The sequence below is a fragment of the Streptomyces luteolifulvus genome, from assembly GCF_008806595.1.
Classification (GTDB): domain Bacteria; phylum Actinomycetota; class Actinomycetes; order Streptomycetales; family Streptomycetaceae; genus Streptomyces; species Streptomyces luteolifulvus.
Window position 1 is genome coordinate 1 of the sequence record NZ_VZRB01000062.1, and the last position, 20,156, is coordinate 20,156.

Sequence of the window (20,156 nt, forward strand, 5' to 3'; positions counted from 1 at the left end):
CATGGCGTGGCGGCGGTGAGCGTCGGCCAGTTCCGCCGCGAGCCCTGTGGCCTTGTCCTCGGCTTCTGCCAGTCGGTCCCGAAGATCCCCCATCTCCTCCTGTGTCCGGTACAGGAGCAACCGGTCGGGGTCACGGGCCTGGAGCCAGCCGTAGAAGAGCCTGCACCCCGATGGCTGGCACATCGGAGGCCGCCCGTTCCGTGGGCCGGCATCGCTGATGGAGACCCTGGAGAACTCCAAGGCGGTCGTCGAGACCGTCGACGGACGCCCGGCCACCCGTCCGGAGTGGGCAGAGGCAGCCCCCGTCAAGAAGCCCGCAGCCTGACAACCACCAGCGCGGCGGATCGGAAGACCGGTCCGCCGCAGACGCGGGGCGCGAAGCCGGGATCCGATCCGGCCCCGCGCCCCGCGCCCCGCGCCCCGCAGCGTCCGACGGTCGCTGGGTGACGGCCCGGTGTCACGCGTGTGGCGGCGGGACACCACCCGCTTGGAGCGTGGTCGAGGCCGGGGCCAGTGTCGGACGCGACCACCACTCTGATCTGACGGCGATTGTCCCGTCTCATTCGATCTTGCCGCCGCGCGATGCCCTGCCCTGCGGAGAGACAAAGTCGAGTGAGACGCCGAAGGCTCGCCGTCTCACTTGATGTTGTCTCTCAGGTGCGTTTCCGGGACTGGCCGCCGCCGGGCAGTGGCTCGTTGACCTGGGCCGTCTCACTTGACCTTGTCCCTCACCTGCGAATCGGACAACGTCCGGTGAGACAACGGCAAGGCCTCGCGAGACGGGACAGGACCGCCCCCGGGGGCTCGGACCAGGCTGCGGACTGTCGGCAAACGACCGTCTGCCGACACTCGGGGCACGATCACGAACACGCAGGTGGGCAGTGTCGGCAACTCGTGCCGCGAATCAACGTCGGTGAACGGTCTGGCCGACAGATTCCGACACATGCTCATCGGCTACTGCCGCACATCGACGGCCGACCAGAACCCTGATCATCAGAGAGGGTGACCCGCCTCGACCGGCCCTCCCGCTCGGTGCTGCACCTGGTGACTCTCGGCGCCGAGTTGCGCGAGCGCGGGATCGGGCTGCACGTGACCGGGCAGGGCATCGATACGGCCATCATGGAGGGCCGGGCGATGTTCGGGATGCTGTCGGTACCGGCTGAGCTCCAGCGCGAGTTGATCGTGGCGAGCACGAACGACGGCTCGCCTCCGCGCGGGCTCGCGGCCGGGTCGGCGGGCGCCGGCCGAAGTTCACCGCCGACCAGGCCAGGCTCGCCCAACGGCTCTACGACGAGCGGGAGAAGACCGTCCAGCAGATCGCCGGCATGTTCGGCGTGCCACGGTTGACGGTGTACGGGCACCTCGACAAGACCAGGACCGGTCCCCCGCCGACCCAGGAAGACCGCCGCCCCGAAGTCCTGAAACCTACCGGCGGGTTACTTTTCCCTGGGGACAGAGCTGGGAGTCCGGGGCCTATCGGTGGAGCGGTCTTCCCATCCGGCCACGAGGGCGCAGCAGGGTGGCGGCTGTGCGGTACTGCTCGCAAAGCCTCCGGCGCACATCTCACTTCCCGCCGGAGGAGAATCGGTCGCTGACGGCGCCGTAGACCCTTTTGGCGCCCGCTCCCAGGCGTGGCCCCGCAAGCCAGGTGTTGTCGGCCGGGCCTATGGAGGTGTTACTGACCAGGGCGAGCGCGCCGTCAGTGTTCTGGGCGAACCAGCCTCCGCCCGAGGAGCCTCCGGTCATGGTGCAGCCGATCCGGTACAGCGTGGGCTGGTCGGCGTTGACCGACAGCCGCCCGGGCCGGTCCTGACAGGAGAACATCCGTTCGCCGTCGAACGGTGACGCGGCCGGGTAGCCCCACGCCTTGATTGCCGGGATCCGTGTCGCCGAAGGTGCGTCGAACCACACGGGCGCCGCCTGCCCGATCGTCTCCTGCAGGGACGTCGCGCCGCTGCTGTCCGGCGGGCGGACATGCAGTACGGCGAAGTCGAACGCTGCACCGTCGCCTCCGGACGGGCCGCCCTGCTCGATCCACTGGGGCGATGTTTCGGCATAGTCCGCCCACCAGGTACCGAACGGCGCGACCTGCCCTTGGCTCGCGTTGCCCCTCGCCGCGCCCTCCAGACCCTCGTCGTTGTACGACGGTACGAAGACTATGTTGCGGAACCAGGTGCCGTTGGCCCCCGCGTGCACACAGTGGCCCGCCGTCCACACCAGACTGGACGCACCGGGACGGGCGGGATCCGCGACCGCTGCTCCGGAACAGACACTGGGTCCGTCAGGGGTATCGAAGAAGAGCTTTCCGACGACTGCCGCGTTGTCACGGTACGGCGTCTTCTCGGACGCCGCGGGGACCGCTTCGGGCTCCGGGTCCGAGACTCCCGCATCCTCACCCAAGTCGTTCGCCACCGGGTTGTCGATACTCTCCGCCTCCGCCATCCGGTCCGGCGTCCACAGACCCGGGACCACCGGGTTGGAGAACGCAGGCAACTGGCGCTGAACCTGACTGCAGCCGGCCACCAGGAGCATGACCAGAACCGTGAGGCCGGCGCATACCCATGGCGACCGGCGTGACGAGTACATCGGGGGGCACCTCTCTGGGGACGGATGCTCCAGGGCGGGGGGTGAGGACGACAGCCGTGTCCCGCTCGCCCTGGAGTGAGCCGTCAGGCGTAAGGCGTAAGGCGTAAGGCGTAAGGCGTCAGTTGAAGAAGCGGATGGACTTGACCTGGTTGAGCCCGATGGCGGAGAGGTCAGCCACGTTCTTTTCGACGGTCACCGACTTGCCGGTGCAGTTGTCGCCCTCCCAGATCTTGGCGAAGCCACTGATCTGCAGCGACCCCGAGAAACGGACGGCCTTGCAGCCCGGGCCGGCCACGCCCTGGGAGGGGTCACCGAAGTTCGGGCTGTTGAAGAAGGCGGCGGCGGTCGCCGGAGGGGACGTCGGGCTCGCAGAAGTCCCCGTCTGACCGCCGCCGGTGTTGCCGGCCTTCTGGCCGTCGGGAGTGACGCCGAACCAGGTACCGCCCACGCCCTGGCCGTTGGTGTCACCGGCCGTGAGGTCCTTGCTGAAGAGGTAGACCGGCCAGCCGCCGACGGTCACCTGGAGGGCGCCGTCCCGCTGGATGAAACCGATCGACGACTTCGGCACTCCGTCCACGAAGACCCGCCCGCCCTTGGCGACCAGGTAAGGCGGCCAGGTGGTCGCGCACTCACCGAAGCAGTTTGACTTCGACGGATTCGCGGTGTCCTTGTCGAACCGGTACAGCGTGAATCCCGCCCCGTTTATCACCACCGGATTCAGCGCACCCGCCTTGCCGGCCGACAACTGCACCCACTTGCGGACCACCGGCTTCTTCGCGGCGGCCGCCGGTGCGGCAGCAGCCGCGAAGTCGCCGGTATTGGCCTCCGCGTTGTTCTGGCGCGCCGTACCGTCCCGGAACGAAAGATCGGCCCCGGTAGCAGCGGGAGAAGACGACTCGCCGGAGTCGCCCTTTCCTTCATTGTGACTGCAAGCCGACAGCAGTAGAACACCCAGCGCGGCACAAGAAGCAAAGACGGTACGTGCACGGAACATCGAGAAGACCCCCGACGGATAGATGATGGCTCGCTGCGGCGGTTCCGAAGCGATTTCACTCCTGACACGGCCTCCGGCCTCGGCAGAGTTCACCACGCACCGCTTGGTGACATAACCGCGACTTTTGGCATCCGAAAAGGACGCGAGGAGCGCTACTGCGTGACCTTCTCGCCGGTGGGCCCCACGGCGAACCATGTGCCCCCGACGCCTTGGCCGTTGAGGTCGCCCGGCTTGGCATCGCCCGAGAAGCGGTAGACGGGCCACCCGCCAACCGTGATCTGGATCTGGCCGTCCTGGCGCCGGATGGCCCCGACTTGGTTGTGCTTCACGCCGGCCAAGTAGACCTTTCCGCCCTTCTGGATGGTCACAGGCGGCCATTTCGTGGCGCAGGCGTCGTTGCAGTTCGACTGTGACGGCTGGGCGGTGTCCTCGTCGAAGCGGTACAACGCCGCCTGGTTGATGTTGATCAAGTGCGGTGAGCCGAGCGTCGGCGTCGTCACCGCCGAAAGCTGGATCCAGCGGGGCGGTGCCTCCTGGACGGCGGCGCCGACGACGGTGCCGCCCTTACCGGTCTCGCCGGCTTCCTGCGCCGAGGTGTCGACCACCTCAAGCGCGCTGTTCCCCGTGTTCCCACTCGGCGACGCGGCCGGCGAGGGCGTCGCAGCGGGCGTCGAGGAGGCCGTACTCGGACTGGCGTCGCCGATCTGAATGGTCTTGCCGCAGGCAGACACGCCCGCCACGCCGCACAGGACCAGAACGGTCGCGACGACTGTGCGGCGGACGGGGCGGCGTGCGGTGATGCCACGGGACAGCAGACCGGTGCGAAGCGATGTCATGCCTGCAACACGAGACAGGAGGCAGCAAAGGTTCGACGCAGTCGGTGAACATCCGGAAAAAGGGCCGCCCGCGGTGAACGTTCCGGCCCGCCGGACACGTGTCGTACGCGGAGGTGAGTCCTCACCGCACCGCAAGCGAGGGGGTTCGGATGGCTTCAGACGTCAACATACCCGGAGAGGAACTCCAGGCAGCCCAGGACATGTTGGGCTTCGTGCACGACTTCATCGACATCGGGCGGGACACGTTCGACTTCGAGGCGGCATTCGGCCGCGAGCTGGGCCGCGGCAGGGCCCAGGATTTCGAGGACAAGTGGGAGGACGGCAAGCAGCAGTTGCGTAGGCAGGTGAAGGGCGTCAGGGACGCAATCGGAAGCATCCTGGACGCCTTCGAGAAGACCGATCAGGACGCCGTGGCGAATCTCCAAGGCGGTGGGGGCGGACAGTGAGGCAAGCACAGCGTTTTCTGCTCGACGTCCCGGATCTGTGGGATCAGATCGATCTCAGCGGAGAGGAACTGGCCAGGACCCGCGCACAGGCACTGGCGGCGGCCCCGGGCCCTGGGGAGAAGGCCCGCATCAACGACATGTTCCGGCAGGGCCGTGAGATCGCCCGCGCGGCGCGCCGGCACGGAGCGCTGCTGGCCACGGGGACGGCGACGATGTATCCCGAGGGCCTCTTCATGGCGTACGGCATGGTTTTCGCCGTCACCACACCCAAGGGCCAGGAGCTGACGCTGCCGGTACTGTCCGCGCAGCTGGGTGTCTCCTCGGCGACTGGTGTGGTGCCGAAGGACCGGGTCATCACCTCGGTGAACATGCCGCACGTGGGCAGGGTGGCGCGCGTGACCGGGACCGAGGTGACCCGGTTGACCGGGGACATCGATGTGAAGCTGCTGACGATGCACACGATGATGCCGGTGCCGGGAACCAGCGAGGACTTTCTCGTGGTCACCCTCGCCAGCCCCAACCTGCCCTTGAAGAACGAGGCGTACGACCTCTTCGACGCGATCACCGGCACTTTCCGCTTCGTTGCGGAGGACGGCTCCCAGGTCGCGACGGTCCCCGGCGGCGGCGAGGTTGCCTGATCCTCGAGGGACGAATCCACTGGCCTCGGCGTTTCGGTTGGATGTGGCAGTTGTCGAGGCGGAAATGCGAAAGTGGCTCGCTCAACTTGCCTGACACAGACGGCCGCTGGGACCTGTCAGCGCGCGGTGACGGAATACGCGGCGAGCGCGCGGTTGCCGCGCGGCTTGGCGACGGCCCGGAGAACGTCGGCCTGGCTCAGGAGGAGCTGTCGCACCGGCTCGGGCAGCGCGGCCAGGCGTTCCTCGGTTCCGGCCAGGTCGAGGCAGGCAGCGATTTCCCAGTCGCCGTCCTGAAGCTCTTCGGTATCGACCGACCCACTGCCGTCGGCCGTCCATCCAGCCTGTGGCAGGAGCCGCAGCAGCCCCTCGCGGGAGAAGGCAGTGCGGACATTGGCCTCGCCGTGCGATCCGGCGGCCTCGATCTGCCCCTGGATCAGCACGGCGAGGAGGTGCGCCAGCTGGTCGCCAGAGGTGGGCGTCAAGTCCCACTCGGTGAACCATAGTCGCCGAGCCCACGGCCGTACCCGAGCCAGTGTGTCCTGCAGTTGCTTGAGCGAGGCGAAGTACCAGGAGCAGTGCGCGAGCACCACGTGGTCAAAGGCGCCTTCGGAGAAGTCGACCGAGGGGTCGAGGACGTCCGTGCCGAAGCGGAAGTCGATGCGCGGCCCGAGGGGGCCCGCCGCGAGCCGGGCTGCCGATTCCCCGAGCGTAACCGGCGCCCCGTAGGAGGGCTCGGCCACGTCGACGGCCACCACACGCCCCTTGGGTCCGGCCGCCTCTGCGAGGACAGCGGTCATGTCGCCCTGTCCGCAACCCAGTTCGAGGACGGTTGAGCCGGGAGCGATGTGCCAGCTCGCCACGAGCGCGGCCCGGTGGCGAGTCTGGGACAGCTGAATGTCCGGGCCGTGATCGGCGGCGGCCATGCCGGCCGCGAGGGAATGGGCCTTGGCCCGGAGGTCGGCGTGGTTCACAAGATCCTTGGTGGTATCGACGGCCAGTGCGGCCGGTTCGGGCGAGAAACCCGGGCGGCGGCGCCCTCGACTTGCTGGGCAACTCTGCAATGCCGCAGCCGGAGTCCGCGGCCCCGCGCCCAGCAGTCGGCGGCAGCGGTAGAGCAGCCGGCCATGTCAGCCGTGAACCCGCTGCGGGGCCGGGGCCGCAGCGAGGCCGGTCAGGATCCGGCCGCCCTTCGGTTCTTTCCGCAGCGGGCCGAAAGGTTCTCGGTCCCGCGAACGGGGAGGCGCACCCCGCGGGGGTTCGAAGGTGCACCTCCGGCTCAGGGGTCAGGAATCCGCTTCGGACAGCGGCACCTGTACGGTACGCAGCAGTCCGTCGCCCAGGTGGAGCAGACCCCGGCCCGGTTGCGGTGCCTGACCGACCACACCGCGGCTCAGCCTGACGCCGATGACGTCACCGTCGGCCAGGCCCTGCGGTGACAGCAGCATGCCGGTACGGTTGCGTTTGACCTGGCCCATCCAACCGGCCAGGCTCAGCGACAGCGACTCGGCGTTACCCGCCGCCAGCAGGCCCCACCCGTTGCCCGCGCCGCCTCGGGCGAACAGGGCGAGGTCCGAGTCGATCTCGGCTCCCATGAACAGCTCGGCGTCGTCGACGACGATCACCCCGCTCTCCTCGGGCACAGTGCCGAGAACCTGCCGGAAATCGGCGGCCGACACCTCCGCGTCGGTGATGAGCGCGGCGATCCCGGGACGGCCCTCGAGGCTGCGCAGAGGTGATCGCCTCGGGGCGAGCACGATCAGGCCCGCCCCGGCGGCCAGCAATGAGTGCGCGGCGGTGAGCAGCGCAGTGCTGCGGCCGGTGCGCGGCGGTCCGGCGATGACGAAGGTCGGCACGTCGGCGAGGTTGGGGCCGAGCGAGGTGAGGGTGTCGCCGCCGACCGCGACCAGCGGCCGCATCGGACCGCCGCGGGTATGCAGGGCGAGCGCGTCGGCGTACGAGATCCGGTCGGGCAGCACGTCCAGCCGCAGAGCGCGGCGCCCCGCCGGCACACCGGCCTCACGCTCGGTCAACTCCCGGCCCAGGTTGAGGAGGAACTCGGCCTGGGCGGCGCCGGACAGGTCGTCGCCGAGGACCGCGATCTGCGCCTCGCTCAGGTCCTGGGTGCGGATGCCTCGCCCGGGTGGGGGGTCGGAGGGTGCCGACCGGGTCGGGATGGCGACGCTGGAGTAGTCCTGGCGGTCGTTGAGCCTCAGGACGATCTTGTCCTCGGTGGTACCGGAGAACCGGCTGTTGCCCAGCACCCGGTCGCCTGCCAGCACGACATGGATCCCGACGCCCGCGCCGTCACGCAGCAGCCGGATCATCCGCTCCATGTAGCTGCCGTTGTCGAACGAGGTGAACTCGCGCTCGAAGACCTCGAAGCGGTCGACCATCAGCACGATGTGGGGCAGCCGCTCGTGTGCGGCCTGTGTGCGGCGCAGTTCGGTGAGGTCGGCGCTGCCCTGGCCGCCGAGAAGGCTCTGCCGGGAGGTCAGTTCGGCGCCCAGTCGGTCCAGCAGCCGTCCCAGCCGCTCGACCTGGTTGCGGTCGACGACGGCGCCGCAGTGCGGCAGCGCGGTCAGGGCGTTGAGCGCGCCGTTTCCGCAGTCGATGCCGTACAGGTGTACGTCGTCGGCGCCGTGAGTCTGGCCGAGCGCGGCGGCCAGGGTGCGCAGCGTCTGGGAACGTCCGCTGCGGGGCGACCCGATGATGTGCAGGTGGCCGGCCCGGTCCAGGTCGAACACCAACGCCGAGCGGTTCTGCTGCGCGGGCAGGTCGACCATGCCGTACTCCACCGCCGGCAGCGCGGCCTGTCGTTCCGCGGTGGGCTTGGGCGCGGGCGGCGCGGTCCACTCCAGCAGCGCAGGCAGCGGCGGGAGCCAGGGACTCGGCTGCCGGGGCACATCGGCGAGCCGCGCCGCCTGCGCGATGGCTGCCGTCAGAACCGCCAGGTCGGTGACGGCCTCCGACTGTGCGGAGCCGGAACCGCCGCGGGACCGGCCGACGGGCAGCGGGCCGCCGAGATCGCGCCAGGAGATCGCCTGCGCCTGGACCGGCACGTCCGCGCCCGCCGGTACCGCCGCCGCGCCGGGCCGACGGCCGCCGACCCGGCCGGACTGGAAGGGCAGCAGGGCCGAGGGGCCGAGCCGGGCGTAGGCGCGGCCGGGGTTGGCCGGGGAGATGTCTCCGGAGTCGGGTGCGTCGATGATGTCGCGGCTCTCGCTGGTGTCGGTGGTGCGCAGCGCGATCCGCAGGTTGGTGTTGGCGCGGATGTCCGGGGTGACAGCGCCGCCGGGCCGCTGGGTCGCCAGGATCAGGTGGATGCCGAGGGAGCGGCCGCGCTGGGCGATGTTGACCAGGCCCGAGATGAAGTCGGGCAGTTCGCGCACCATGGACGCGAACTCGTCGATGACCAGGAGCAGCCGCGGCAGCGGCGGCAGTACGTTGCCGCCGCGCGACCGCTTGTCGAGGTAGTCCTCGATGTCCTTGGCGCCCGCCTGCGCCAGCTGCCTCTCACGGCGCCGCAGCTCAGCACCGAGCGAGACCAGGGCTCGCTCCACCAGCTGTGTGTCGAGGTCGGTGACCAGGCCCACGGTGTGCGGCAGGTCGGCACACTCGGCGAAGGCGCTGCCGCCCTTGTAGTCGACCAGCACGAACGTCATCTCGTCGGGCCGGTTCACCACCGCCAGCGTGGCCACCAGGGTCTGCAGCAGCTCCGACTTGCCGGAACCGGTCGTTCCAGCGATCAGTGCGTGCGGACCGTCACGGACCAGGTCGACGGCGAACTCCCCGTCGTAGCCGACGCCCAGGGCCGCCCTGGTGCTGCGGCCCCCGAGCGACCAGCCCGCCACGACCGCCTCCGCCGTCGGCGGCTCGATGTTCAGCAGGTCCAGCAGGCGTACGGAGCCGGGCAGCGTGCTCTCGTCGCTGTGCCCGACACCCCGCAGCGGTGCCAGCGCCCGCGCGAAGGGTTCGTACCAGCCGGACTCCGGCGAGTCGGTCCGTACGTTCTCCAGCGCCGCACCGGCTCCGGTACGGACCCTGGAGGTGGTGGCGCCGGTATCGGTGACGACGACTGCGCCGCATTCCTCGGGCAGCAACCGCTCCTCACGGTCGATGCAGATGGTGTGGACGCCCACCGACGGACCGTCCCGCAGCAGGGCGATGACTCCGGGGAGGGACCGTGCCCGGCGCGCCTGCTCCAGGACGACCAGGATGTCGGGGTAGCCGTTCACCCCGCCCCGGGTCAGGTCCCGGCCGGCCGCGATGCGGGAGGAGACGATCTGGCCCAGCTCGCCGATGCGCCGGGCCAGGGATTCGGCGGTGCTGCCCACCAGCGCGTACGCGTCCTCGCCCTGCGCCTGGGTGTGCGGCAGCCAGCGGGTCCAGGACCAGTCCCGCTCACCGTCCGGTCCCCCGAGCACGACGATGCGCAGATCGGCGGGACTGTGGAGGGCGGCGGCCTGGGCCGCCATCCATCCGGCGAGCCGGACCGCCCCCGGGCCGGCGATACCCGCGACTCCGGCCTTGCGCAGGGGGACGGCGACGGGCACCTGGTTGAGCAGGGGCACTGTGGTGCGCCGGTTCTCGTCCTGAGTGGGGTCGTCGACGCTCAGCGCCGAGGGCAGGTCGGTCGTGCCGACCCGTACGGACAGGAAGTCGGGGTCCTGCCAGCGGCGTTCCCACAGCCTTTCCGAGGGCTGGGCGGCCATCTGCAGCAGCGCGGCAGGATCCGGCAGGGACAGCCGCAGGTTGTGCTGCTCCTCGAGTACGGCGGCGTCGATGTCCTCGCGCGCCCGCGCCAGCGCCTGCTCGTACTCCTCCTTCTTCTCCAGGTACTTGAGCATGGCCTGCTTGCGGCCGCCGAACTGGGTGACCAGCGCGGCGATCGGCGAGAGCAGGGCGATGAAGACGAAGGCCCACCGCTGGGTGACGAAGATGGCGATCGCCGCGCTGCCGGCCGGCAGCAGCAGGATCGGAAGCAGTGGGATGGGCCGCTTGTCCGGCTTGACCGGTGGTGTCGGCAGCCGGAACTTGGCGCCGGCGGCCCGCGGCAGGAACCGTGGCTGCCGGTTGAATTCCAGACCGAGGCCGTCCTGCGCCGGTGTCAACGGTGCCCCGGTCGACCGGCGAGACGTCAGTTCCAGCAGGATGTCCCCGACAGCCAGTTGGCTGCCCTCGCGCCAGGGGGACGCGCCCTGCACGGCTTTGCCGTCCAGGAGCGCCATGTCGGTCATGAGCAGCTCGGCGCTCCCGTCGAGCCGGACCCGTACCCGGGCGGCGAGCGTCGGCGCGCCTTCGGCCAGCCGGATGCGGCACGTCGGGGCGCTGCCGATGTCGTAGTCGCCGGGGACGAGGCGGAAGGCCGTTCCCGCGCCCGGTCCCGAGACCACCCGGGCCTCGGTTCGGCCCTCGGGCTCGGGCTCCCGCGGAAGGGCGGCGCCGAGCCCGAGGTCCATGCCGTCCCGCACCCCGGCCGCCTGCAGCGTGACCTGAGGGTCGACGGGGTCGGAACCGACGTACAGCGTCGGCTCCGCGGCCCCTTCGTACCCGGCGGCGCGTGCCAGCTCCGCCGCGAACCGGCCCGCCTGCGCGGAGGGTTCGGTGTCGACGGCGACCGTGGTGGACGCCCCCTCCACCTGCGGGTCACGAACGCTGACGGTCAATCGCACGGCTCATCGTCTTTCTTCTCGGGCGAAAGGGGTGTGGTGACGGGTCGCCCCGGCTGCGGGCGGAGCGTGGGTCAGCCGAGGTTCGAGCCGAGCTGGTCGTCGGTCTGCGAGAACGCGTCACCGACGCTCCTCACGTACTGGCCTATTCCCTGCAGAGACTGGTTGACCTGGTCGAACCCCTTGGCGAACTCCTCGAAGAACGGCGAGAACTTCTGCTGGGCGGCGGGGGTGCTGTAGCCGTTGGCGAGCAGTGTGGTGATCTTGCCCCTGACCTCGTTGAGCTTGTCCTGCAGCTGCGAGAAGTCGTTGAGCAGGGCCTGCGAAGTGGAGGCGGTCTCGTCCGAGTTGACGGTGTAGGCGGGCATATCTCTCGGTACTCCTTACTGGTTGTTCGGTGCTGTCCATCCCTTCAGGGACGGAGATCTGTTGGGGGGACGTCCCGGGTCTGGCACCGGGCCCGCGGTGGTGGGGGACGGTGGGAGCGGCACTTCTGCCGGATCCACGTGTCCGTGGGCGCGGACGGTGTGTTCGTGTCCGGCGACCTTGGTCTTGCTGATCGAGTCCGCGACCTTGGTGATCGTCCCGGTGACTTTGGTGACCACGGGGAATTCGTGAGGGCGTTCACCACACGGGGCGCGGTCGCCTGGAACGCCTTGTGCCATTTCCGTCCCCCGCTGAAACTGCCCCTCAGGTGTGGTCGCCAGGTACACGGAACGGGGGCTGTCGAAGGTTCAGTTTCTCTTGTGAACGATTCGACCGAGTGGCTCCGTGTAGTCGGTGGATCCGGAAGGCACACCAGAGGACGTGGACGGACGACATGAGCAACGGCAGCAGTGCCCCGCCCCCGCAGAGGCCGGGAATCGGCAACACATACCGCGGTGCGCGTACCGCGCTGCGTGCCCTCGCCGTCCTCCTCGTCGGCTGCCTCGCAGCACTGGGCGTGGCCGCGTCCGCGACCGCGGCGGACGGTGACGACCTGATCAAGGTGTTCGTCGTCCAGGACCCCGCACAGACCGGGGGACAGCTGGCCACCCTGGCGTCCGTCGCCGCCAGCACACTGGGCGACGCTTCGCGGGCCGGGGAGATCCTCGACCTGAACCGCGGGCTGGCCCAGCCGGACGGCGGTGCGCTGAACGGCGCGGACGACCAGTTGCGTCCGGGCTGGATTCTGCGGCTGCCACCGGACGCCTCGGGGCCCGATGTGCAGCAGGCCCGGGACACCGGGAACCAGGGAACCGCTTCCTCCGCCCCGGACGGGGCGGGTGCACCGGGTGGCGGCAGCGGCACGACAGCCGCTGGGTCCACCATGTTCACCATTCCGCTGGCCGCGGCCATCGCCGTGCTGGGTGCCATCGTCCTGGCGCTGGTCACCGCGGGCATCGTGGGCAGGCGCAAGGTGCGCGGGGTGTACGGCGCCGTGATGCGCGCGGTCCATGGGATGGGTGCCCCGGTCAAGCGGCGGCGGCGGCTCATGCTGCGCCGTGCGATGGGACGGCGGTTCGCCACCGACGCCGACTCGGTACGGCGGGCGTACGGCACGGTCGCCGAATTCGCGGCCGGACGGCCTCGACCGGAGACCCCGGTGTACGCACTGCGTGTCGACAACGCCGGTGCGACGGTGTGGCTGTCGGCCTCCGACGCGCTGGAGGCACCGTGGCGGAGCATCGACGGCACGCGCTGGCGACACGCCACCGCCGGGGCCGGCTGGCTGGACGGCCCTGTGGACGGTGGTACGGCATCGTGGGCGGCGACCTCCGCCACGTGCCTGGTGCGGGTGGGGACCGACACCGAGGGCGAGGCCGTTTTCGTGGATCTCAGCCGACTCGACGGTGTCCTGAGTGTGACCGGTGATCACGGCGTGGCCCGCGACGTGGTGCAGAACGTGCTGGCGGAGATCGCGCGCATCCGGCCGGACACACCGGTGACCGTCCTGCGCGGCGCGGACGGCGCTCCTCCTCCCGCCCTTCCCGCCGGCCTGACACAGCTCGGCCGAGCCGACCTTCCGGCTGCCACGCCGTCCACAGCGGTGCACGGCACCGTGCGCGCAGCCGCATCACGGCGCCCGGTCCAGGGCCTCGTCGTCGTGGCGGGCACCCCGACCGGGCAGGAGGCCGCAGAGTTGGCCGCGCTGTGCGGACCCGGCGGTGCGGGCTGGACGGGGCTCGTGTACGGCGAGGTGAGCGGTGCGCACTGGCGTTGGTACACCGATGCCGACGGCGATGTGGACATCCCGGCGCTGGATGTGAAGCTGACCGTTCCGGCATGACTCAGATGCCCGTGGCGAAGCGGACGGACCGGCCCGGCCCGGCCCACCCTGCGCTGTGCACACCGGTATGGGCAAGACCGGGCCGGAGGTCGGCCTACCGTGCGCAGGTGCCCGCGCCTGTCTTCACCTTCGCGCGCAGGCTGTTGAGCGCGTAGTGCTGACGGGATTTGACGGTGCCTGCCGGTATGCCGAGTATCCGAGCCGTCTCCTGCACGGTCTTGTCGCCGAGGTAGGTGTGCAGCAGCACCTCACGGTGCTCGTAAGGCAGTTGCCGCAGCAGGGCTGTCACCTCGGCCCGAACGATCACGGCGTCGGCATCATCGGGCCGAGCCATGTCGCGTTCCTCGGCGCCGACCGTTTCGTGGCGGTGGGTGGCGCTGCGCAGCCGGTCGACAACCAGGTTGCGGGCCACAGTGAGCAGCCAGCCCCGTACCGAGCCCTCGTTGCTGTAGAGCCGCTCCAGGTGATGCCAGGCGCGGATGAGGGTTTCCTGGACGATGTCCTCCGCGGCGTGGCGATCGTTCAGCAACTTGTCGACGTAGGCGCGCAGCGCCTTCGCGTGGTCGGAGATCAGCGTGTGCAGCAGATCCCTCTGGCGTGCGGCCGCCGAGGCGTCCGCAGCGGTGATCATGTTCATGGTTCAGTCCCCGAGATGGAAAGTCGTACAGACGCCGCAGGGCGTATGGCGCGAAGGAAGCAGGCCGGCCCCACCCCCCGGTCCGGGTGTCGATGGCCGCCCGCCAGCACGTGGTTCGTGGCAATCGCGGTGAGGTCCCTGTGCATGCGGTCGCGGCGAGCGTAAGCAGCGGCCACTGCCGGAACGCTGACGAATTTCTGACGTTCGTAGGCGCGACCGGAAACACGGTGCTTCTCCGCAACAGCCATGTGACACTGCGCAGTTGGCGTACACCCAACGCAAGTGCGGCGAATGGCGCTGTGTTGGTCGCCGGGCCGCTCCACTGTCGGACGGGCTGCAGGCCGCTGCAGCCCGATGCGTTCACGGACGGGCGGGAGCGCAGTCCGCCGCCGCCGGCCGCTGTGCAGACAGTGGTCCAGCATCCGGCACCTGGGGCTCGTTCAACTCCCGCCCGAGCCGTGTGCTTGGCCGAGCTCCGCGCCGTAGGCGCGCAGCAGTTCATCGCAGCCGAAGCGACCCGGCTCGGTCTCGGACACCAGATGGGCGCGTACCAACTCCGTCAGCAGCGGCCGGACTTGGCTTGGCTCCCGGCCCGCCAGGCTCGCCACCGCGGCGACGGAGGTGTGAGGTCCCGGGTGCAGACCCAGCAGCCGGAAGAGTCTCGCGGCCTCCGGGAGTGAGGGCGTCGTAGGACCAGGAGAACACACTGCGCGCGTCCGCGAGTGGCACCTCACCGGCGAAAGCGTCGAGACTGCCTTGGCTCTCACGCAGCTCGGCCGCGATGGCGGAGAGGGAGAACACCGGGTTCACCGCGGCTCGGGCGCTCACGATGGCCAGCGCCCCCTGCAGGCGCCCGCACCGTGCGACGATCTCGGCAGCCGCGCGGGATTCACGAGCGACCCGGTCGGTATCGAGCCGACGAAACAGGAATTCCAGGGCGTCAGCCTGACTGAGCAGGTCCAAGGTGACCGAGTGCGCGGCTTCGCCGGCCACCAGACCGTGGAGTTGGTTGCGACTGGTGACCAGGACCAGACAGCCGGCCGACGCGGGCAGCAGCGGGCGCACATGCTCGGAATCCCGCGCGTTGTCCAGGACGACCAGCACCCGCCGGTCGGCGAGCAGCGTCCGGTACAGCGCGGCCTGCGCGTCAAGACCCGTGGGCATACGGTGCGCCGCCGCGCCGAACGCATCGAGAAAGGACCGTATCGCCTCTGCGGGGCCCACCATCGGACCGGTCGGATGGAATCCGCGCAGATCGACGTAGAGCTGCCCATCCGGGAAGCGGTCGGCGACCTGATGGGCCCAATGCACGGCGAGCGTGGTCTTGCCGCTCCCGGCCATGCCGCCGATCGCGGTGACCAACGGCGCCGACGGTGTCTGGCCGATCGGGGACAACATCGCGTTGAGCCGGGTGAGTTCGCCGCTCCGGCCGACGAAGAGCGCGAGGTCCGCAGGCAGTTGGGCGGGCCGAGTCGTGGCGGTGATGCCCTGCGAGGACCCCACCCCTACGTCGTCCGGCTCTGCGATACGTTCGCCGACGACGAACCGCGCGCCGTCGGCAGCCGTCGCCGCCGGGCCCGCGGGAACGGTCTGGCGCAGTACCTGTTTCTGGGCGGCCCGCAGTTCAGGACCCGGGTCCAGGCCGAGCTCGTCCGCGAGCCGGGTACGCGCCGTCCGGTAGACCTCAAGGGCCTCCCCTGATGGCCGGTTGCCGCCAGCAACACGACCAGCCTGGCCTGAAGCGCTTCGTCCAGCGGATGCTGTGCGACCGCCCGTCTGAGCGTGACCAGTACCCGTGCGCTGAGCCCCGGACCGGAACCCAGCGCGCAGTCCGCCGCTTCTTTGACGGCGAACAGATGCTCACGGTCCACAGCGGTGAAGCCCGGGTGCGCCCTCACCTCCGGCGGGATTCCCAAAGCCGCGGGTCCGCTCCACAGGGCGAGGGCCTGGATCAGCAGCTCCGTGGCCTCGGCCGGATTCCCGCTCTCCGCCAGCCGGCCGGCCTCCTGGCGCATGGCTCTGAACCGCACCAAATCAAGGGAGTCGGGATCCACCTGCAGGCGATAGCCGCCGGAGCAGCGTGCCAGCCACCGTGAAGTGCCTCTCGCCGGAAGACCCGGTTCGAACAACCGCCGTAGCGCTCCGATGTGCCGCTGCACCACATTGACCGCACTGTCCGGCGGGTCCTGTCCCACAGGGCGTCGACGATCTCCTGGACGGCTGCCAGGTGGCCGGGCTGGATGAGCAGAAGCGCGAGGAGGCCGCGCTGTTTGGGCGGACCGAGCTCCAGCTCGGTGTCGCCACGCCACACCCTGACAGGGCCCATGAGGGGCCCCGCGAAACGCATGTGGTTGACGTGCTCCCTGGCCTAAAGTCCAGGGATTCCGGCCTGGGTCGCCTGACCCTTCCGGGGCTTCCTGCTTCACCGCGCTGTGCGGGCACGGGTGCCCGTCTTACCGGCGCTCCACAGGCGTTTGGCGTCTCCGCCCGTCCGGCGGCGACGATGCGGCGTCCTTCGAAGAGGACGTTGCGGGCTGCGTTGTGGTCGCGGTCGTGCACGGTGCCGCACTCGCGCCGCACGTCCCCTGCCGGACATGGAGGGGCTTGGGGCCGTCCCTAAATCCGCAGGCCGAGCAGACCTGCGAGGACGGGAAGGCCCGGTCCACCTTGGCGAAGGTGCGGCCGTGCAGAGCCGCCTTGTACTCCAGCATGCCGACGAACGCGGACCATCCCGCGTCATGCACGGACTTGGCGAGCCGGGTACGGCTGAGACCGGACACCGCGAGGTCTTCCACGTACACCGCTTGGTTGTCACGAATGATCTGTGTGGATGCCTTGTGGCGCCAGTCCCGGCGCCGGTTCGCCACCTTGGCGTGCTGGCGTGCGACCTTGATGCGGGCCGTGGCCCGGTTCCTCGACCCCTTGGCCTTGCGGGACAGGTCCCGCTGAAGGCGCCTGAGCTTCTTCTCCGCCCGGCGCAGGAAGCGGGGGCTGTCGATCTTTCTGCCGTCGGACAGCACGGCGAAGGCGGACAGGCCGAGGTCGATACCGGCGTCGGTCTCCAGCTCGGGCAGGATGTCCGGCTCGGTGTCCACGACGAAGCTGAGGAAGTACCGGCCACAGCTGTCCTTGGTGACGGTCAGGGAGGTGGGTTGGGCCGGAAGCCGTCGGGACCACGTGACCTTGAGGCTGCCGACCTTGGCCACGTACACCGTGCCGTCGCCCTGGAGGGAGAAGGCGTTGGTGTTGAGGCGGATCGACTGCCGGGTGTCCTTCTTCGACTTGTAGCGGGGAGGGCCCACCTTGCGGCCCTTCCGCTTGCCCTTGAGGCTGTCGAAGAAGTTCTTGTAGGCGGTGTCCAGGTCGCGAAGGGACTATTGCAGGATGACCGCCGACACCTCGGCGAGCCAGGCGCGTTCCTCGGTGCGCTTGGCCTGGGTGATGCGAAGCCGGGACAGCTCGGCCGACGTCACGTACGGCAGCCCCGCCGCGTGTGCTTCCTTCCGGTCGCGCAGGCAGTCGTTCCACACCACGCGGGCACACCCGAACGCACTCGCCAGCGCACGGCACTGGGAGGCGTCCGGGTAGGCCCGGTAGTTGTAGCGGAGCTGCCGCCCAGTGTGCGAGGTGCTCCCCCGACTGTGCGACCAGGCACCGGGTCCCCACCACGTGGGGTGCTGCGGGACCTTCCAGGCCGGAACCGGCCTGAACCCTACGACCCCGCCACTGCGTGTATCGGACGCGAGGCCGTGAGGTGGCCCAGCGATGGCTTTGCGCCCGGGGCACACGGCACCCGGGCGCACAGCCCAACGTCTCCGGGGAGGGCACCGAAATGGCGCGACGGCATTCCAATCCACAGGACTTCGAGCTGGTCGGAATGGACGACGACCCCACTCCTGGCGATCCAGACCTCATCCAGGGTGTGATCACACGTTATCGCGATGTGGGTGAGGCGGCGGAAAAGGCCTTCAATGTCCTCAAGCGGGACGGTGACATCTCCCGCGGCCGGGGTGCGGCGATCGATTCCTTGAACGAGGTGATCGGAGACGATCTACCGGACAAGTTGCGAAGGACCGCCACCTCCTATCAAGACGCCGCACAGGCTTACGCGGACTACATACCCAGGCTGCGAGAGGCGCAGGAGACCTTCGACCGGGCGGTGGACCAGGCCACCGCCGCAGCGTCCCAGGCCAACCAGACGCCGGTGACGCTGCCGGAGAGTCCGACCGACCAGGAGCGGGCCGCGGCCACGCAGCGGCAGGACGATATCCAGGCCGGGCAGGACGCGTTGAACGCGGCCAGGAGTCTGGCTCAGCAAGCCCGTCAGATGCGGGAGAGTGCTCAGGCGCGGTGCGCGGAGGTGCTGGAACGGGCAGCGAGTGAAGCCATTCCGGAGCGAAGCATCTTCGAGAAGATCAACGACTTCTTCGCGGATTTTCCCTTTGTCAAGATCCTTCTGGGCATTCTGATCGCCGTCACGGCGATCTTCTTCCCGGTGGCAGGTGCACTGCTGGGCGGCGCGCTGTTCGTCTTGGAGCAGGTAACAGCCATAGCAACGGGGAATTTCAGTCTGGGCGACTTCGCCGTCGGCCTGATCGGCCTGGTTCCGGGCGGAGCTCTGCTCAAGGGCGCCTCGGGTGCCGCAACGAAAGTGTTCCCGAAGATCACGCAGAACGCCGGCGGCAGCATCAAGGGAATCAAGTCCACTTTCGACGAACCGAAGACGGTGGGGGCGTCGCTGAGCGGGTCCGCCGGCGGCGTGGTCAAGCAGGCCGGGGAAGAGTTCGCGGCATCGGCGGCGGCGGAAGGGGCAACTCAAGTTCTCAATGGTGATGAGCTCAACGCCGGAGCCATCCTGGGCGCGGGCGCGCTGGGCGCGGCGGGCGGATTGGCGGGCGGACTGGCGGGGGGAGGACGGGGCAACCGACCATCGATCCCCATCAAGGGGTCGGGCGGCCCGGGCCCGGGCGGCAGCACACGCTCCACCCAGGGCGGCCCCACCCCGTTCGGCACACGCTCCACCCCGGGCGGCCCCAATCGCACCGCTCAGAATGCGCCACGCTTCAATCCGATCCCCCGAGCCCTCAGGCAGCCTCGCGGACGGGCCGGCCTCGCAGGCTCCAATCCGGGCAGCAACACCGCCCCGACCGCCCCGACCACGAACCAGGGCGGCAACACCGCCCCGACCGCCCCGACCACAAACCAGGGTGGCAACACCGCCCCGGCGGCGAATCAGACCGGGCTTACGTCCCTGGGTACGCCAACAAACCAAGCACAAACGGGTGTCGACCTCAATCCGCACGAACTTGCTGGCGGTCACGTGAAGAGGGAACACGTTGGCCGGACGGACGCACAGATGGACGCCCGCCTCGCGCGAACGGGCAAACGCGTAATATCGACGTTCCACGACCAGCCAACGGCAGAGAAGGTAATTGGCGATAACATTTCCAGACATCAGCAGGACGTCACCGATTTCGTTAATGGGCAGAGATTCCGGCGAGGGGGCGCAGAAACCCAAGGGAATAAACTAGTAATTAGATCAAACATGTCCCCGCTTGACGGGACTCTCCGAGTAGCTGGAGGGCCGGGCCAGCAGAATACAAGCGTGCCGCCGACCAGAGTGAAGACAGTATTGCAAAAAGACAGCAATTTTCAGGGTGACTTTAGAATCGTCACCTCCCATCCGGAGTAGTCATGTCCACATATATTTCGTACCTTGCCCAGGCCTATTTTCACCAGGATTTCGACCTGGATGCCGAAACGCCGCTTGGTGTCGTGGAGATGTTCCGTGATAGCGAATCCGCCGATACAGTCGAGGCGCTGCGGGCCGAGATCGTGACCCTGCTTGAATCAGAGCCAACCGAGGAGGCTCTTGCCAATGTCTGGCTCGACGAAGCAGGCGCCGAGTACGATCCACGACTCGGTGGAGTAACTGTGCGCAATTGGCTGCGCAGGATGGCCGAGACCCTCGCCACTGAGAAGTAGTCGGCCGGGGCGTCCCTGAGGACTTGGACCCCGGAGTCCCACGCCGAAAGACCGCCGCACCTTCGAGGTGCGGCGGTCTTTCGGCGCCTCTATAAG

General features: G+C 69.3%; 15 protein-coding genes and 2 pseudogenes. 6 read left to right on the forward strand and 11 right to left on the reverse strand.

The features are described 5' to 3' along the window. A partial coding sequence (locus F7R91_RS43505; protein ID WP_225321080.1) for a hypothetical protein occupies positions 1–183 on the reverse strand: 183 nt, incomplete at its 3' end. A gap of 819 nt (positions 184–1,002) precedes the next feature. On the opposite strand from F7R91_RS43505, the gene F7R91_RS43510 reads away from it, so the two are divergent. Further along, the gene (locus F7R91_RS43510) at positions 1,003–1,347 is read left to right on the forward strand and encodes a recombinase family protein (RefSeq protein WP_225321081.1); all 345 of its coding nucleotides are present in this window, start codon (positions 1,003–1,005) and stop codon (positions 1,345–1,347) included. A gap of 216 nt (positions 1,348–1,563) precedes the next feature. Here the strand turns inward: F7R91_RS43510 and F7R91_RS39990 are convergent, their stop codons facing one another. The 3 genes from F7R91_RS39990 to F7R91_RS40000 form a co-directional block, all read right to left on the reverse strand. Next, positions 1,564–2,532, reverse strand: coding sequence for a trypsin-like serine peptidase (locus tag F7R91_RS39990; protein WP_191971867.1), 969 nt, complete (start codon positions 2,530–2,532; stop codon positions 1,564–1,566). A 172-nt stretch (positions 2,533–2,704) separates the two neighbouring features. Beyond that, positions 2,705–3,775, reverse strand: coding sequence for a hypothetical protein (locus F7R91_RS39995; RefSeq protein ID WP_225321082.1), 1,071 nt, complete (start codon positions 3,773–3,775; stop codon positions 2,705–2,707). Then, complete coding sequence (locus tag F7R91_RS40000) at positions 3,733–4,416, reverse strand: hypothetical protein (protein ID WP_150958561.1); 684 nt, start codon at positions 4,414–4,416, stop codon at positions 3,733–3,735. Before F7R91_RS40000 ends, F7R91_RS39995 begins: the two co-directional genes overlap by 43 nt. A gap of 149 nt (positions 4,417–4,565) precedes the next feature. Here F7R91_RS40000 and F7R91_RS40005 point away from each other — a divergent pair, with 149 nt between their 5' ends. After that, on the forward strand, positions 4,566–4,862 hold the full coding sequence (locus tag F7R91_RS40005) for a hypothetical protein (protein WP_150958563.1): 297 nt from the start codon (positions 4,566–4,568) through the stop codon (positions 4,860–4,862). Continuing rightward, positions 4,859–5,500 carry a hypothetical protein gene (locus F7R91_RS40010; protein ID WP_150958565.1) on the forward strand — a complete coding sequence of 214 codons (642 nt, stop codon included), beginning with the start codon at positions 4,859–4,861 and terminating at the stop codon, positions 5,498–5,500. Before F7R91_RS40005 ends, F7R91_RS40010 begins: the two co-directional genes overlap by 4 nt. A 116-nt stretch (positions 5,501–5,616) precedes the next feature. On the opposite strand, the gene F7R91_RS40015 is transcribed toward F7R91_RS40010, so the two are convergent. From F7R91_RS40015 to F7R91_RS40025, 3 genes are all read right to left on the reverse strand, one after another. Next, the gene (locus tag F7R91_RS40015) at positions 5,617–6,471 is read right to left on the reverse strand and encodes a class I SAM-dependent methyltransferase (protein WP_150958567.1); all 855 of its coding nucleotides are present in this window, start codon (positions 6,469–6,471) and stop codon (positions 5,617–5,619) included. Between the two features lie 312 nt (positions 6,472–6,783). After that, a complete protein-coding gene (locus F7R91_RS40020) occupies positions 6,784–11,166 on the reverse strand; it encodes an FtsK/SpoIIIE domain-containing protein (RefSeq protein ID WP_150958569.1) in 4,383 nt (1,460 codons plus the stop codon). A gap of 77 nt (positions 11,167–11,243) precedes the next feature. After that, positions 11,244–11,537 (reverse strand): WXG100 family type VII secretion target, encoded by a 294-nt coding sequence (locus F7R91_RS40025; protein WP_150958571.1) that lies wholly within the window; start codon positions 11,535–11,537, stop codon positions 11,244–11,246. Between the two features lie 452 nt (positions 11,538–11,989). Between F7R91_RS40025 and F7R91_RS40030 the strand changes: the two genes are divergently transcribed. Then, a complete protein-coding gene (locus F7R91_RS40030; protein WP_150958573.1) occupies positions 11,990–13,438 on the forward strand; it encodes a hypothetical protein in 1,449 nt (482 codons plus the stop codon). Between the two features lie 94 nt (positions 13,439–13,532). Here F7R91_RS40030 and F7R91_RS40035 read toward each other — a convergent pair whose 3' ends face one another. The 4 genes and pseudogenes from F7R91_RS40035 to F7R91_RS40045 form a co-directional block, all read right to left on the reverse strand. Further along, positions 13,533–14,075 (reverse strand): sigma-70 family RNA polymerase sigma factor, encoded by a 543-nt coding sequence (locus F7R91_RS40035; RefSeq protein WP_150958575.1) that lies wholly within the window; start codon positions 14,073–14,075, stop codon positions 13,533–13,535. A 498-nt stretch (positions 14,076–14,573) separates the two neighbouring features. After that, on the reverse strand, positions 14,574–15,437 hold the full coding sequence (locus F7R91_RS44150; protein WP_331000728.1) for an NB-ARC domain-containing protein: 864 nt from the start codon (positions 15,435–15,437) through the stop codon (positions 14,574–14,576). 294 nt (positions 15,438–15,731) lie between these two features. Continuing rightward, a pseudogene (locus F7R91_RS44165) lies at positions 15,732–16,090 on the reverse strand (AfsR/SARP family transcriptional regulator); the annotation flags it as partial. A gap of 353 nt (positions 16,091–16,443) precedes the next feature. Beyond that, positions 16,444–17,635, reverse strand: a pseudogene (locus F7R91_RS40045) (RNA-guided endonuclease InsQ/TnpB family protein). A gap of 272 nt (positions 17,636–17,907) precedes the next feature. On the opposite strand from F7R91_RS40045, the gene F7R91_RS40050 reads away from it, so the two are divergent. Together F7R91_RS40050 and F7R91_RS40055 are read left to right on the forward strand one after the other, a co-directional pair. Then, entirely contained in the window at positions 17,908–19,767 is a 1,860-nt protein-coding gene (locus tag F7R91_RS40050) for an RNase A-like domain-containing protein (RefSeq protein WP_150958576.1), read from the forward strand. Between the two features lie 2 nt (positions 19,768–19,769). Further along, entirely contained in the window at positions 19,770–20,060 is a 291-nt protein-coding gene (locus tag F7R91_RS40055) for a contact-dependent growth inhibition system immunity protein (protein ID WP_150958578.1), read from the forward strand. Positions 20,061–20,156 lie beyond the last annotated feature (96 nt).

What these genes read in the sequence shown, in the direction of transcription:
- F7R91_RS40050 (WP_150958576.1), top strand. Translation starts at nt 17,908, where the DNA reads ATGGCGCGACGGCATTCCAATCCACAGGACTTCGAGCTGGTCGGAATG.
- F7R91_RS40025 (WP_150958571.1), bottom strand. Translation starts at nt 11,537, where the DNA reads ATGCCCGCCTACACCGTCAACTCGGACGAGACCGCCTCCACTTCGCAG.
- F7R91_RS40000 (WP_150958561.1), bottom strand. Translation starts at nt 4,416, where the DNA reads ATGACATCGCTTCGCACCGGTCTGCTGTCCCGTGGCATCACCGCACGC.
- F7R91_RS39990 (WP_191971867.1), bottom strand. Translation starts at nt 2,532, where the DNA reads ATGCTCCTGGTGGCCGGCTGCAGTCAGGTTCAGCGCCAGTTGCCTGCG.
- F7R91_RS40035 (WP_150958575.1), bottom strand. Translation starts at nt 14,075, where the DNA reads ATGAACATGATCACCGCTGCGGACGCCTCGGCGGCCGCACGCCAGAGG.
- F7R91_RS40030 (WP_150958573.1), top strand. Translation starts at nt 11,990, where the DNA reads ATGAGCAACGGCAGCAGTGCCCCGCCCCCGCAGAGGCCGGGAATCGGC.
- F7R91_RS39995 (WP_225321082.1), bottom strand. Translation starts at nt 3,775, where the DNA reads ATGGTTCGCCGTGGGGCCCACCGGCGAGAAGGTCACGCAGTAGCGCTC.
- F7R91_RS40055 (WP_150958578.1), top strand. Translation starts at nt 19,770, where the DNA reads ATGTCCACATATATTTCGTACCTTGCCCAGGCCTATTTTCACCAGGAT.
- F7R91_RS40005 (WP_150958563.1), top strand. Translation starts at nt 4,566, where the DNA reads ATGGCTTCAGACGTCAACATACCCGGAGAGGAACTCCAGGCAGCCCAG.